The 13,691-nt window shown below is 55.0% G+C and carries 16 protein-coding genes; 5 read left to right on the top strand and 11 right to left on the bottom strand.

The features are described from left to right. Positions 1-202: 202 nt before the first annotated feature. Positions 203-865 carry a M48 family metalloprotease gene (locus tag ACR0JG_RS03565; protein ID WP_480569010.1) on the bottom strand — a complete coding sequence of 221 codons (663 nt, stop codon included), beginning with the start codon at positions 863-865 and terminating at the stop codon, positions 203-205. A gap of 528 nt (positions 866-1,393) precedes the next feature. Continuing rightward, positions 1,394-2,296: a LysR family transcriptional regulator gene (locus tag ACR0JG_RS03560; protein WP_480567546.1), complete on the bottom strand. Its 903-nt coding sequence runs from the start codon at positions 2,294-2,296 to the stop codon at positions 1,394-1,396. 112 nt (positions 2,297-2,408) lie between these two features. Here ACR0JG_RS03560 and ACR0JG_RS03555 point away from each other — a divergent pair, with 112 nt between their 5' ends. The 3 genes from ACR0JG_RS03555 to ACR0JG_RS03545 all read left to right on the top strand — a co-directional run bounded on the left by ACR0JG_RS03555 (position 2,409) and on the right by ACR0JG_RS03545 (position 4,534). Further along, complete coding sequence (locus ACR0JG_RS03555) at positions 2,409-3,032, top strand: glutathione S-transferase family protein (RefSeq protein ID WP_480567544.1); 624 nt, start codon at positions 2,409-2,411, stop codon at positions 3,030-3,032. 273 nt (positions 3,033-3,305) lie between these two features. Then, positions 3,306-3,842, top strand: coding sequence for a pyridoxamine 5'-phosphate oxidase family protein (locus ACR0JG_RS03550; RefSeq protein WP_480567543.1), 537 nt, complete (start codon positions 3,306-3,308; stop codon positions 3,840-3,842). A gap of 86 nt (positions 3,843-3,928) precedes the next feature. After that, the gene (locus tag ACR0JG_RS03545) at positions 3,929-4,534 is read left to right on the top strand and encodes a cytochrome-c peroxidase (protein ID WP_480567542.1); all 606 of its coding nucleotides are present in this window, start codon (positions 3,929-3,931) and stop codon (positions 4,532-4,534) included. A 58-nt stretch (positions 4,535-4,592) separates the two neighbouring features. Here ACR0JG_RS03545 and ureG read toward each other — a convergent pair whose 3' ends face one another. The 9 genes from ureG to ACR0JG_RS03500 all read right to left on the bottom strand — a co-directional run bounded on the left by ureG (position 4,593) and on the right by ACR0JG_RS03500 (position 9,952). Continuing rightward, positions 4,593-5,234: an urease accessory protein UreG gene (gene ureG / locus ACR0JG_RS03540; protein WP_170513221.1), complete on the bottom strand. Its 642-nt coding sequence runs from the start codon at positions 5,232-5,234 to the stop codon at positions 4,593-4,595. Then, positions 5,231-5,884, bottom strand: a complete 654-nt coding sequence (locus tag ACR0JG_RS03535) for an urease accessory protein UreF (protein ID WP_480567541.1) — start codon at positions 5,882-5,884, stop codon at positions 5,231-5,233. The genes ureG and ACR0JG_RS03535 overlap by 4 nt, the downstream gene beginning before the upstream one ends. Next, a complete protein-coding gene (locus ACR0JG_RS03530; protein ID WP_170392789.1) occupies positions 5,868-6,320 on the bottom strand; it encodes an urease accessory protein UreE in 453 nt (150 codons plus the stop codon). The genes ACR0JG_RS03535 and ACR0JG_RS03530 overlap by 17 nt, the downstream gene beginning before the upstream one ends. Positions 6,321-6,348: 28 nt before the next feature. Further along, the gene (locus ACR0JG_RS03525; RefSeq protein WP_170392788.1) at positions 6,349-6,573 is read right to left on the bottom strand and encodes a DUF1127 domain-containing protein; all 225 of its coding nucleotides are present in this window, start codon (positions 6,571-6,573) and stop codon (positions 6,349-6,351) included. A gap of 121 nt (positions 6,574-6,694) precedes the next feature. Next, on the bottom strand, positions 6,695-8,404 hold the full coding sequence (ureC, locus tag ACR0JG_RS03520) for an urease subunit alpha (protein ID WP_480567540.1): 1,710 nt from the start codon (positions 8,402-8,404) through the stop codon (positions 6,695-6,697). Next, positions 8,404-8,709, bottom strand: a complete 306-nt coding sequence (locus ACR0JG_RS03515; protein ID WP_170636296.1) for an urease subunit beta — start codon at positions 8,707-8,709, stop codon at positions 8,404-8,406. Before ACR0JG_RS03515 ends, ureC begins: the two co-directional genes overlap by 1 nt. Further along, positions 8,706-8,867 carry a peptidase M23 gene (locus ACR0JG_RS03510; protein ID WP_170392785.1) on the bottom strand — a complete coding sequence of 54 codons (162 nt, stop codon included), beginning with the start codon at positions 8,865-8,867 and terminating at the stop codon, positions 8,706-8,708. The genes ACR0JG_RS03515 and ACR0JG_RS03510 overlap by 4 nt, the downstream gene beginning before the upstream one ends. A gap of 13 nt (positions 8,868-8,880) precedes the next feature. Further along, entirely contained in the window at positions 8,881-9,183 is a 303-nt protein-coding gene (locus ACR0JG_RS03505) for an urease subunit gamma (RefSeq protein ID WP_170392784.1), read from the bottom strand. A gap of 1 nt (position 9,184) precedes the next feature. Continuing rightward, positions 9,185-9,952 carry an urease accessory protein UreD gene (locus ACR0JG_RS03500; RefSeq protein WP_480567539.1) on the bottom strand — a complete coding sequence of 256 codons (768 nt, stop codon included), beginning with the start codon at positions 9,950-9,952 and terminating at the stop codon, positions 9,185-9,187. Between the two features lie 443 nt (positions 9,953-10,395). Here ACR0JG_RS03500 and urtA point away from each other — a divergent pair, with 443 nt between their 5' ends. Together urtA and urtB are read left to right on the top strand one after the other, a co-directional pair. Continuing rightward, positions 10,396-11,676, top strand: coding sequence for an urea ABC transporter substrate-binding protein (urtA, locus tag ACR0JG_RS03495; RefSeq protein WP_170392782.1), 1,281 nt, complete (start codon positions 10,396-10,398; stop codon positions 11,674-11,676). Positions 11,677-11,738: 62 nt separating this feature from the next. Next, on the top strand, positions 11,739-13,691 hold the full coding sequence (urtB, locus tag ACR0JG_RS03490; protein ID WP_170402572.1) for an urea ABC transporter permease subunit UrtB: 1,953 nt from the start codon (positions 11,739-11,741) through the stop codon (positions 13,689-13,691).

Genomic DNA, 13,691 nt, shown 5'->3' with positions numbered 1-13,691 from the left:
ACAACCAAGTGCGATATCCGTAATAGCGCACCCGTTTCTCCAATTCCAGGAGCCCGACCACTTGAAGGGCCGGCAGCTGTGGTGAATTGGCGATGACGGTGCTGCGTCATGGTGCGTCAGGTTGATCATTCTCTGCAGCCGCGGAATCATGGCATGCTCGATCTCAAGCTTTGCGGTCGTGCAGAACCTGATCTCAAATTAGTCAACGACCGATCTGAGCCACTGTGTTTTGCACTGCATAGTATCGTTGAGCATTGGGAGGATGCGTCCCTAGAAAACGATCACCAGGATCAGGGACTTGTACGAAATAGAGCGCACCTTTGAGTGGATCATAGCCTGCTTTGTAAGTTATCTCCGTGCCTAGCCGATCAGCTTCCAATTCGAAGTCCTTCGAATAGCTGCGACCACCAATAAAGGCTCCAAGGTCTTGTGCTGCGGCGATGTCATTTGGTCCAGTCCCGGCGATTGTTGCTAGACCAGCAAAAATAATCGCACCAGCTGCCGCATTTTGAGCACGGCGTGCCAAATGCCCTTGGATATGGTGGGCAGCTTCGTGTGACATAACAAATGAAAGTTCATCGGTGTTGTTCACATCTTTTATCAAAGCTTGCGTCATTGTTATTACCGGGCGCCCCGACTTGCTCAAACTCTGATACGCGTTAGAGGGTGCTTGCTTGTTAGGATGTATTCGGATCAGAAAATCGCAATTCGCACCTTTTGTACGGCGGCGGCATTCTCGCTCTGCCACGGGCTCAACTCGAGAGGCGACTTGACGGAATCTTACTTGTGCCTGCTGTGAATTGACTGGGGTGCTTACGCGACTTGATATTGGGACGGGTGCAGAGGGGGGAGGCGCGGATGACATGCATCCCGCCAGCATCAAAATAACTAGTACCAATACAGTTCGCTTCATAAATACAACCTTCCAATGAACGAGAATACCGAAATAGAGATCGTAATCTTCGATACACTTACATCCAAATCCGAGAATAGTTTCTCTGTGAATTGTTATTCAATAACACTGGAGATTGTCCGTAGGCGCATCCTGATTCAGCTGGCGCCAAAACGGGAAGCACCGTAAATGCCTTTGAATCGGAGGACCAATTGATCCGCGACCCTGCCACTAATGACGTGAACCGCATTGAACGACACTTCTCCCCCTATTCCCACTGTGAAACGGCTTGAATTCTATCTGCTTTGCGGTGAAGGGATTGCTGCGAGCGCACGCGCAGTTCTTTGGACGCTTCCAGTTTGGGCTTACTGTCGACGTCCCAACAAGTCGCATTGGCGGCAAGTCTCAACCTGAAGCGTAAGTTGTTCAAGATATACTGGAAGCAGGAGCTTCAAAGGAAGCCGCACACCGTAACGGTTTTTATTAACCGGTTTTGCACCATTACCCCTTTAAGTCAGAGCAAAGCGACGTGTCGCTTGCAAGATGATCAATAAGGGCGCGCACGCGGGTCGTCAGTCGGCGATTCTGCGGAAAAAGTGCGGCGACCACATAGGGTGTAACGCGATTCTCGGCGAAGAGCTCGACCAATTCTCCTGTCTTTAGAGCTTCTGAAACGGTGTAGGCCGGACAACGGGCAACCCCTATTCCCGTGGCTGCCAGCCGTGCTGATGCTGCCGGTGCATTGGCGCGAAGTCGACCGTTAACATGGACCGCAAATTCCCGATCTTCTAAATCGAAGCGCCAGATCGTAGGATCCGTCATGTTGCCGTCTAAAATGCACTCATACGTCTCCAGTGCACGCGGATGCGCCGGCATACCTGTGCGCTTCAAATAGTCTGGAGATGCACAGACTAGCAAAGGCATTGGGCCAAGCTGGCGTACTTTAAGTGAACTGTCTCTCATCGGTCCGATGCGGATCGCGAGATCCAAACCTTCGTCAATAATTGACACCCTTCGATCCGAGAGACGAAGGTCGATTTCAACTTCCGGATGCTGTGCGGCGAATACCGCAAGAGAAGGCGCGAGCCGCACCGATCCAAATCCCGTCGGAGCCGAGATATGGATGACACCGTGTAAAGCCGTTTGTTGGTTCCTGACGGTTTCTTCCAACTCGTCGAACCCGTCAAGAAGTGGTTCACACATCGCCAGATACGTGGCGCCGACATCCGTCAGGGATACACTGCGTGTGGTTCTGTTCAGAAGCTGAACGCCTAGCGCTTCTTCCAGATCCGCGACGTATTTGCTGACCTGCCGCGCGGATCGTCCCATACGCTGTGCGGCAAGTGTGAAAGAGGCGTTCTTTGCGACAAGCGCAAAGGCTCGCATGCGGTCAATCTTATCCATAGCTTATTCCGCCCCCTCAGGGCCTAAACTTTCTCCAAAATTGACGATTATCGCGCAACTGTGCAAGTCGTATCTGTTTTGGTAAATGACCAACCCCAGCAGGAGCCCTTAAATGTCAAACCCGGTTCGTATTCATCACTTCCCCAAATCAGGTCACGCGCATCGCGCTTTGGTTTTTGCTAAGCTCGCAGGGATTGCCCATGAAGCTGTCTTAGTAGATCTCGCCGCTGGTGAGCACAAAACGCCTGACTTCCTTGCCATGAACCCGAATGGACAGGTGCCCGTGCTGGAAGATGGCGACGCCGTCATTTCTGACTCAAACGCAATATTAGTTTACTTAGCCCGCAAATACGCACCCGACTGGATACCAAGTGATGCCGTAGGAGAAGCGAACGTTCAGCAATGGCTGACACTTGCTGCAGGTGAAATTGCATTTGGCTCATGTGCTGCAAGGTTGATTACGGTGTTTGGCGCACCTCTGGACGAGGACTTTGCAGCTGCAACCGCGGCGAAAGCAATGCAAAAACTGGAATTTGGGCTGGACGGTCGCGACTGGCTTGTTGGTGATCAACCGACCATCGCTGATGTTGCGGCCTATTCCTACACAGCCCATGCGCCAGAAGGGAATATTTCGCTCGCGCCGTACCCGAATGTCCGTGCCTGGATTGCAAGGTTCGAAGCGCTGACCGGTTTTCAAGCGATGCCAGCCACCGCCGTTGGTCTTGCTGCCGAGTAGTTCAATGGACATTTGCGAAGGCGAACGAAGCGCCGTCTCATCATCGACTCGGGAAACCGTGATTGAAAACGCGCGCCTTGACTAAGTCGGCATGAATGGACGCAACGTAGCTAAGGTCGCGCCCGCATAAACGCGAGGCGGCAACTGACGCAACCGTGCAGAGCACCCCGAAAGTCGCTTGGACTTTTGGGTCATGGGGTTGCTTGCGGACGATAACCCGGACCTGAGTGTACAGCGTCTTTGATGACAAGATTGAGAAAGAAGGACAAAACGATGTTGGACGAAGAAACCCCATTTCATCCGGGCGAACTGGCTGCACAAGAACGCGCGGGTGTTAGGGGGCTTTCCAAACGCGTGGCGCCCTTCATCCGAAATCACATGCCAGATCAACACAGCGCTTTTTATTATGCACAACCGTTTCTGGTTGCTGCCTCCAGCGATAACCAGGGACGAGTGTGGGCGACGATCATCGAAGGCGAGGAAGGATTCATTGGGTCACCGGACTCTCAGACGCTGACGCTTGCAACACGGATTGATCCAAAAGATCCGCTGAGCGAATCGATTATGGCTGGCACCGATATAGGCGTGGTTGGCATCGAACTCGCTACGCGCCGCCGCAACCGCTTCAGCGGTAAGTCGCGTCCAACCAAGGATGGCTTTGCAGTCGATATCCATCAGACCTTTGGGAATTGTCCGAAGTATATCAACGAGCGGAATTGGTGGCGAGCCGATAAGGCGATGACGATTGAAGCGACGACGTCTACTCAACTCAGCTCCGAACAAATCAAACACATAGTGCCGAAAGCCTAAAGATAGCTATCTCTGAAAGTACCTACATAGATGATTTTGAAGCCATATTTGGTCACCTCCAGGATCAAAGCCCTGAACTTTTTCTGGTGAATACCGCAAAAGCTCTTTCTGCTTACTTGGAGACCTTAGCCACCGACCGGACGATATTTGACGATTTTCGCGATGCTTTGGAGCGCCGAGATATTGCAGCGGCTAAGGAATACCCCGAAGCAGCTCAGCGAGGTCTTCAGCTCTTTTTAGGGCGCGGGAATTGCGTATTTTGCCACAACGGTCCGAGGTTTTCCAACAACGAGTTCCATAACGCTGGTGTGCCATATTTTCTGAATGAAACCGAGGTTGACCAAGGTCGGTTCGGAGGATTGAACATTTTACTCTCTAGCCCCTACACATTGGACGGCGACTGGAACGACGATCCGGAAAAGAAAGATGCCTGGGCCGTGCGAAATGTACGCAGGAGCCATTCTGATTTTGGAACCTTTCGGACGCCCAGCCTGCGGGGAGTGGCTGAAACCGCTCCTTACATGCATGACGGCAGCTTAGATGATCTGAAATCTGTGATACGGCATTACAGCAAAATTGATACTGAAAGGCTGCACGCCGACGGTGAAGCCATTCTTTCGGAATTGAATTTGTCTGAGCAGGAGATTGCAGACTTAGTTGCGTTTTTGGTCACGCTCTCCAAGGATTCTTAATAAAGCACTGGTGTAAAGGGCTTGGGAATGGGCTAATTGGCGAGCTATCTTAGCCTTTTCATCTCTGGGTCCAATTCGCTTCCGAAATTCTTAAACCTCCGCCTTTCACAAGCAGATCCACAATTGCGTCGACCCCGCTTCTGTGACGAAGTGACGAAAACAAGAAGGGCCTTCCTTTACGCATCATTTTCGCATCACGTTCCATAACCTGCAGCGAAGCGCCAACATGCGGTGCAAGGTCGGTCTTGTTGATTACAAGGATGTCTGATTTCGTAATCGCCGGCCCGCCTTTCCTGGGTATTTCTTCGCCTGCAGCGACATCGATCACGTAGATGGTCAGATCCGCCAGCTCCGGGCTGAATGTGGCCGATAGATTGTCGCCTCCGCTTTCAATCAAAACAATATCGAGATCCGGATGACGTGTCTGCATCTCGGCGACGGCGGCCAAATTGATCGAGGCGTCTTCGCGAATTGCTGTATGCGGGCAACCGCCAGTTTCGACGCCGATGATCCTGTCCCGCGGCAGGACCTGCATGCGCATCAGCGCTTCGGCATCTTCCTGCGTATATATGTCGTTAGTAATAACTCCCACCGAACAGACATCGCGCAGCGCTTCAGACAAGGCGGCGGTCAAAGTGGTTTTTCCGGCTCCTACTGGGCCTCCAATACCTACGCGAAGCGGGCCGTTAATACTGGTCATGTGCGGAAAATCCTCGAATATTGTGTTTCGTGCCTCATGGCCGCAATGTCCCCCAAGAACGCGGTAGAGCTTAACTCGTCCAGGCTCGCCTTTTTTGCCCTTTCAGCAATCTGGGCGCACAACGGTGTCAGCTGGCGGATCAACCGCTGCGCATCGGTCTGTCCCAGTGGTACAAGGCGCGTCGCACAGGCGACAAGGTTGCTTGCGAATGCTTGCAGAAACATCTTGGTCGTCAGCAGCAAAGGAAGGTTTTCTAGTCTTGCAGCCCGTCCAATCGAGACGGGGTAGGTGAATTGCCCAAGGTCCAATTCCCAGACACCTTTAGTGACGTTTCCGAAGGCCTGTCCCAGCAACTCGGTTTCCATGAGCCTTTCGGATGTCGCACAAAAGGCGCGCGCCGCGATATCGACGTCGATCAGTTCTTCTTTGTCATGCGCGTTGAAGGCCGCCACAACGAACACAGCATCATTCCACCCAGAGCCATGTTCAAGCACATCTGAAATCCAGGCTTCAGTATCCCGAGAATTCGCGACAGTTCCCCCGTCAATCGCAGCTTCAAGCCCGTGAGAGTAGGCAAACCCCCCAACAGGATAGGCAGGGGACAACCATTGTGTCAGCGTCAGGATATTGGCGTCAGTGGGTGTGGCCATGGGTCCTGCCGTGGCCATAGGCCCCGCCTTCGGGGTTGAATGGTTCATTCACCTCTCGCACCTTTGCTCCGATTTTAAGAAGCATATCACGGATGACGTGATCGACTTGGATCAACAGGCGGGTCTTTTCGATCTGACAAGGCGTGTGCCGATTGCCGATATGCCAGGCGATACGTGTCAGGTCCGGTGCTTTTACCTCCAGCAACACTTCCGGTGCTGCCTGTATTTCCACTTCGCGACCGTCGTCCAAAACCAACGCGCCACCGTGGTTCAGTGAGGTCGTTTGCGCGAGATCGATGAGAATCTGTTCGCCGCTTTCGCAGGTAAGAACCTTACGCCGCAAAAAACGGTCGTCGTAGGTCAACGAGAGACAGTCTGCCGGATCGCCATGCGTGTGATCCGAATACTGGCGCGCAGTGCAGAGCAGGGCGGTCATACCATCACCTCCTCTGCAGCGGGAATAGTCAGAGCCAGATTGAGTCCGAGAACACCCGATGCACGATCCGTTCGCGCGTCAGACCGCGGTTTTTCAGCTCTTCGTCGCTGAGCGATTGCAGGAATTCGACTTGCCGGACGCGAGATTGAGCTTCGGCTACGCTGATCAGGGCCGAGTAAATTGACGACCCGATGGATACGATTAAACCGGCCAGCGAAAAGCGCGTGTTTGTATGTGTTGCTGAGTGTGCCATTTGGACCCTCGTAAACGTTGGTCCTCCCATGGGTTTTTATATCTGTCATATTGGCCTCACTTAGAAGTGCGTATTTGGTCATTGCTGCCTTGCACGCGCCGCAACGCAGCACATTTTTTGATCAGAATAAAAAATATCGTTGCGCCATCGGCAGCGTTTCGGCGGGTTGGCAAGTCAGCAATTCGCCATCCGCACGCACCTCGTAGGTTTCCGGGTCGACCTCGACATGCGGTGTCGCGTTGTTCAACAGAAGATCCTGCTTGCCAATTTCTCGTGTGTTTTGGACGGCGACGGTTTGCTTTGCCAATCCCAGTGTATCACCGATCCCATCTGCATGGGCCGCCTGCGAGACAAATGTGATCGCCGAGTTTTCCACCGACCGTCCGTAAGCGCCAAACATTGGGCGACTATAAACCGGCTGCGGTGTAGGGATCGACGCGTTGGGATCGCCCATTTGCGCGCAGGCTATGGTGCCGCCTAGAAGAACCATCTCGGGCTTCACGCCGAAAAAGGCCGGGTTCCAAAGGGCGAGGTCAGCGCGTTTGCCTTCCTCGATGCTCCCGATCTCGTGGCTGAGCCCATGGGCAATAGCAGGGTTGATCGTATATTTGGCGATATAGCGACGGACGCGAAGGTTGTCGTTCTCACCGGTTTCTTCGGCCAGGCGCCCGCGCTGTTTCTTCATCTTGTCAGCGGTTTGCCACGTGCGGATCAAAACCTCTCCGACCCGACCCATGGCCTGACTGTCAGACGCGATGATGCTAAATGCGCCCATGTCGTGCAGTATATCCTCGGCTGCGATTGTCTCACGCCGGATGCGGCTTTCGGCAAAGGCCACGTCCTCGGGGATGGATTTGTCGAGGTGGTGACAGACCATCAGCATATCCAAATGTTCCTCAACCGTGTTCACGGTGAAGGGCCGCGTGGGATTGGTCGAGGACGGCAGAACGTGGTTCTCGCCGCAGATCTTGATGATATCCGGGGCATGGCCGCCGCCTGCGCCTTCGGTGTGGAAAGCGTGAATAGTGCGACCCTTCATGGCCGCCACGGTATTTTCGACAAAGCCTGATTCATTGAGCGTGTCGGTGTGAATCATCACCTGCACGTCCATCGCATCGGCCACCGACAGGCAGCAATCAATGGCGGCCGGGGTGGTTCCCCAGTCCTCGTGCAGTTTCAGGGCACAGGCTCCGGCTTTGACCTGTTCTTCGAGCGCGGCAGGCAGCGAAGCGTTGCCCTTACCCGCAAAGGCCAGATTCATCGGGAAAGCATCCGCCGCCTGCAACATCCGCCCGATATGCCATGGACCGGGGGTGCAAGTGGTGGCCAATGTCCCATGCGCAGGACCGGTGCCACCGCCCAGCATGGTGGTCAGGCCGGAATGCAGCGCGTCTTCGATCTGTTGCGGGCAGATGAAGTGGATATGACTGTCGAACCCACCTGCTGTCAGGATACGACCCTCACCAGCAATGGCCTCGGTTCCGGGTCCTATGATGATGTCGACACCGGGTTGTGTATCGGGGTTTCCCGCCTTGCCGATCTTGGCGATCCGCCCGTCTTTCAGGCCAACGTCGGCCTTGTAGATGCCCGAGTGATCAACGATCAGAGCATTGGTGATGACCGTATCCACAGCGCCTTCGGCGCGCGTGGTCTGAGATTGCCCCATCCCGTCGCGGATTACCTTTCCGCCACCAAACTTGACCTCTTCGCCATAGCTGGTCAGATCATGTTCGACCTCGATCACAAGATCGGTGTCGGCCAACCGCAGCTTGTCCCCTGCGGTCGGGCCGAACATCGCGGCGTAGTCTTCGCGCTTGATTTTTGCTGGCATCAGAGTGCCCCCATGACCTTTTGATTGAAGCCGTAGACCCTGCGCGCACCACTGATCGGGATCAGCGAAACTTCGCGGGCCTGCCCCGGTTCGAACCGCACAGCGGTGCCTGGCGCAATGTCCAGGCGCAGGCCACGCGCGGCAGTTCGGTCAAAGTCGAGCGCCGGGTTGGTTTCGGCGAAATGGTAGTGTGAGCCGACCTGAACCGGGCGGTCGCCGGTATTGGCGACCATCAAAGTGATCGCATTAGTATCGGGGTTCAGGGTAATTTCACCATCAGCCGGGAACAGCTCCCCGGGGATCATTTGTTCAGCTTTGTGATCAGCGCGACAGCAGCCAGCGCAACAACCGCCAGCCCAACGCCCATCGCCGCATAATCGGTGCCGTGCGCGTGGATATGCGTTCCGTTGTGGGCGGCTGCCGGGCCAGCGAAGATCAGGGCGGGGAAAAGCATGCGTGTCATATTGGTTTCCTTTTCAGCGAATGGGGTTGTGGACGGTCACCAGCTTGGTGCCATCTGGAAAGGTGGCTTCGACCTGAACTTCGTGGATCATTTCGGGCACACCTTCCATGCATTGCTCTCGGGTGATCACCTCGGCCCCGGCTTGCATCATGTCAGCAACTGAACGCCCATCGCGTGCACCTTCGACCACGGCATCGGTGATCAGGGCGATCGCCTCGGGGTGGTTCAGTTTGACGCCGCGGTCCAGCCGTTTGCGGGCGACTTCGGCGGCCATGGCGACCAACAGTTTGTCTTTTTCGCGAGGGGTCAGGTTCATGTCAAAGCATCCAGCATCGAGGTAGCGTGTCTTTGTTCAACCGACGCAAGATCGGCATCAATGTGCGACGGAGGGCAAAGCTGTTTTCGGCAAGAACACGAGCAACCAACAGGTTATTGCGGATCATAGTCGCACCTGCTGTGTCGGGCAGCATCTGACGAATAGCATTCAGATGACCTTCGGCTGACTCCGATACAAAGACGATCAACGCCATCGCACCCGCGCCGTTTGCAATATGCGGTTTGGACAGATGTTTGTGCCAATCACCCGAGAACTGGATCGCGTCAAGGAACACCTTTTTTCCTTGGTACCGTATCTCGATCCGATCGTTTAGACGGATATCGGTCAGCGTCTCGCCCATCGCAATGCGGCCGAAGACCAGCGGCTCTACCATCAGCATCTCGGCATCTGGCGCCATCCCGATTTTCAGGCGTCGCTCCAGAGCGCTGCCATTGAACAGAATAGTCTCTTGCGGCAACCAGTTCAGCCGGGCTTCAGTCTCAACAGTCAGATGATTGGTAATCTGGCCACATTCTTGCGGCTTGGCCTTGTAGGCGCGCTCGCAGGCTTGTGTTGTCAAAGTCAGCGCCGTTCCTTTTGCTGCCTTACCGGAAAGTCGAAATGAGTCGCCTCCGGTTACGCCGCCTGCCGTGTTAAGAAGAACCGCGTCAAGATCAGGTGTGTTGGTTCTGGGGAACAGACATTTATAAGACCCGGACTGGCGAAACTTGTTCAGCACCGTCCTGTCACCCAATTGCTTGGTACTCAAACTGACGGCGCCTGCAGCGCGCGGTGGAATAGCACTGTGCGTGGGCAATATGGCTGCAACGTGGGTAATAGGGCACCTTTGGAGCTTTGATTAGTGCCACTTGTTTCTCTGTTGAAGGGGCGGAACACTAATCTACAGAGTCGAAATCTGCTTAATTCGACATCGCGCGGCTAAATTTTAGACAGCGACCTCGGTCTTGGATGAAAAAATAGGCGGATCGCGCCGATTTTCCAAATTGGGTTAAAGGTAAGTTGCCAAGCTTGCTGCGATGCAGAAACCGTATGGGTGCCACCGCGGAGATGACCCGGGGGTGTGTGACGGCTGCGCGAATTGGACCTCGAACACAACCGCCACACGGAACGCAACAACAGTTGCGGGGATCAGGTAGAAGAAGAGTGTGCCTTTGTGCAAGCCCTCTCTCCCGGCCCCGCCAGGAGGATCACATGAAATCGCTCAAATCCACACTCGCCGGATCGGCAGTATTTGCTGTCATGGCCACCGCCGCCTTGTCGACCGAAGACACGATCAAGGTTGGAGTGCTGCATTCGCTTTCCGGTACGATGGCGATCTCGGAAACGACGTTGAAAGACACCATGCTGATGCTGATTGACCAGCAAAACGCCAAGGGCGGTCTGTTGGGTAAACAGCTTGAAGCTGTCGTGGTCGACCCGGCCTCTGACTGGCCTCTGTTTGCCGAAAAAGCGCGTGAGCTGCTAACCGTCCACGAGGTGGATGTAATCTTTGGCAATTGGACTTCGGTGAGCCGCAAGTCGGTTCTGCCAGTGATCGAGGAACTAAACGGTCTTCTGTTCTATCCGGTCCAGTATGAGGGCGAAGAAAGCTCTAAAAACGTCTTTTATACCGGTGCCGCTCCGAACCAACAGGCCATCCCCGCCACGGACTATTTCCTGGAGGAACTCGGGGTCGAGAAATTCGCTCTGCTCGGCACAGACTATGTCTACCCCAGGACCACCAACAATATCTTGGAAAGCTATCTGAAGCAAAAAGGTATCGCGGAAGCAGATATCTTCGTTAATTACACGCCTTTCGGCCATTCCGACTGGTCCAAGATCGTGGCGGACGTGGTCGCGCTGGGCGCGGATGGTAAAAAAGTCGGTGTGATCTCGACCATCAATGGTGACGCCAATATTGGTTTTTACAAGGAACTGGCAGCGGCTGGTGTTTCGGCAGATGACATTCCGGTCGTGGCCTTCTCGGTCGGTGAGGAAGAACTGTCCGGTTTGGATACCACCAACCTCGTCGGTCACCTCGCCGCTTGGAACTACTTCCAGTCGGCGGATACTGAGGCCAACGCGGAATTTGTGGACACCTGGAAAGCCACCATGGGTGATGAACGTGTGACCAATGACCCGATGGAGGCGCATTACATCGGCTTCAACATGTGGGTAAACGCCGCGACCGAGGCCGGTTCGACCGAAGTCGATGCCGTGCGCGCCGCGATGTATGGGCAGGAATTCCCGAACCTGACCGGAGGCACCGCTGTGATGCTGCCGAACCATCACCTCGCGAAACCGGTTCTGATCGGCGAGATTCAGGAAGACGGCCAGTTCGATATCATCAGTGAGACTGATGTCGTGCCGGGTGACGCCTGGACCGACTTCCTGCCGGAGTCGGCTGTGCTCGTCTCGGATTGGAAAGAGCTGGGTTGCGGTATGTACAACACCGAGACCAAGACCTGCGTTCAGACCCTGTCGAACTACTAACAGACCACGCAAGGCGGGTTTGTTTGCCCGCCTTGTCACAAAAGACATTCGGGTTTCACCACATGGTACGACTTTTCCTTGCGGGCCTCGCAATCCTGTGCGCCTGCCTGACTGCCAACGCTCAAGAGGTCGGTCTACAACCGATCCTGCAAGAGCATCAGGAGATCATCGCCAAAAGCTCGCGCAAGACGATCAAACCGGCGATTGATGCGATTGCGTCAAGCGGCTTGCCTCAGGCGCAAGTGATGCTTGAGACATGGGCAGCCAAGAACATGTGGATGCGCAAGTCGGACGGTCTGTTCTTTTCTGGCCAGAAAGGAGAGGGGCGGTCGTATGAATTGACCGACTTCGATACCGGAGAAGTCGTCGGTACATTTGAGAAATCCGAGCTTAGGCAGCTGAAGCCCAACAGCGGTATCCGCGCGATGATCGGGACCGCTCTGGTCCAGTTCCAACTGACCGATCCGGATCGCGCAAAACGTTTGGCCGCATTGCAATCCATCCAACGTGATCCCGAAAGTGCACTCTTGGAGCCACTTCGCGCTTCGATAGGGGATGAACCCGAAGCAGAATTGAAGGCGCAAAAGCAGCGGCTGGAACGGTTGCTGACGATTGGTTTTGACGAAGATACCGCAGCCCGCGTGGCGGCGATCAAAGAAATGTCCGGCGATCTGGGCGTAGACGTTCGTGCGGCTCTGAACCCGTTGGTCGTCACTGCCCGCCAAGCCGCTACCGAATTGCCCCAGGACCTGAACGTCGCCGTTATTCTTGAAGCGGGGTCAGACGCCTTAAAATCTGACGAAGCATATGACTTGCTCGTTGCAGGAAACCTGGCCGCACCGCGTGTTTCGGCGGAAGATATCAGATCGGCACTGGCGGCCAATATAGAAGGTGGTCGTGTAGGTGGTACTCCCGTCGCACAGCTGAATTCAGATGCAATGCGCGCGCGTGCGTATACCTCTCTGGCAGAGGCGGGGGCTGTGCCAGCCTTAGTCACGAACGCGGATGTCAACGCTGCAGTTAACACGCATGTATTCTTCGAAACCTACAGTGAGCCATCTGCCGAGGTCACTGAAGCAGCAGAGAAAGCCCTGCAACAGATCGAACTGAAGGTCGGCCTGAACCAAGCACTCGACCTGACGCTGGACGCGATCTCACTGGCGTCGATCTATTTCCTCGCCGCCATCGGTCTGGCCATCACCTTCGGCGTGATGGGCGTGATCAACATGGCCCATGGCGAGTTCATCATGATGGGTGCTTATACCGGATACGTGGTGCAGCAGATTATCCCTGATCATACGCTTTCGATCATGGTCGCTATTCCAATGGCTTTTGCTGTCACCTTCGCGATGGGCGTCGCTATGGAGCGGTTGGTGATCCGCTGGCTTTACGCTCGCCCGTTGGAGACGTTGCTGGCGACGTTCGGCATCTCAATTGCCCTACAGCAGCTGGCCAAGAATATCTTTGGCACGCAGGCGCGCCCGCTGACTGCTCCCGATTGGTTGGATGGTTCGTGGATGCTGAATGACGTGGTTTCAATCAGCTACATCCGCATTGCGATCTTCGTTCTGGCGCTTATTTTTCTGGGACTTTTCCTCTACATCATCAAACGGACGAGGCTAGGGCTTGAGATGCGTGCAGTAACGCAGAACTCGCGCATGGCGGCGTCAATGGGGATTAATCCCGGGCGAGTGAATATGCTGACCTTTGGGCTTGGCTCCGGCATTGCCGGCATCGCCGGGGTCGCGATTGGCCTATTCGCCAAGGTCACGTCCGATCTGGGCAGCGACTATATCGTGCAAAGTTTCATGACGGTGGTTGTGGGTGGTGTTGGTAACATCTGGGGCGCGCTTGCAGGTGCGGGCATGATCGGCTTCCTGCAGAAGGGGATCGAGTGGATGAACCCGTCGAACACCCTCGCGGCCCAAACCTACATGATCATCTTCATCATCATTTTCATCCAGTTTCGGCCGCGGGGCATTATCGCCCTCAAGGGTCGCGCGGCGGGGGATTGA

Source organism: Ruegeria sp. AD5, assembly GCF_056542345.1.
Note: the sequence above shows the minus strand (reverse complement) of the source record. Positions and strands in the feature narration are given on the sequence as shown.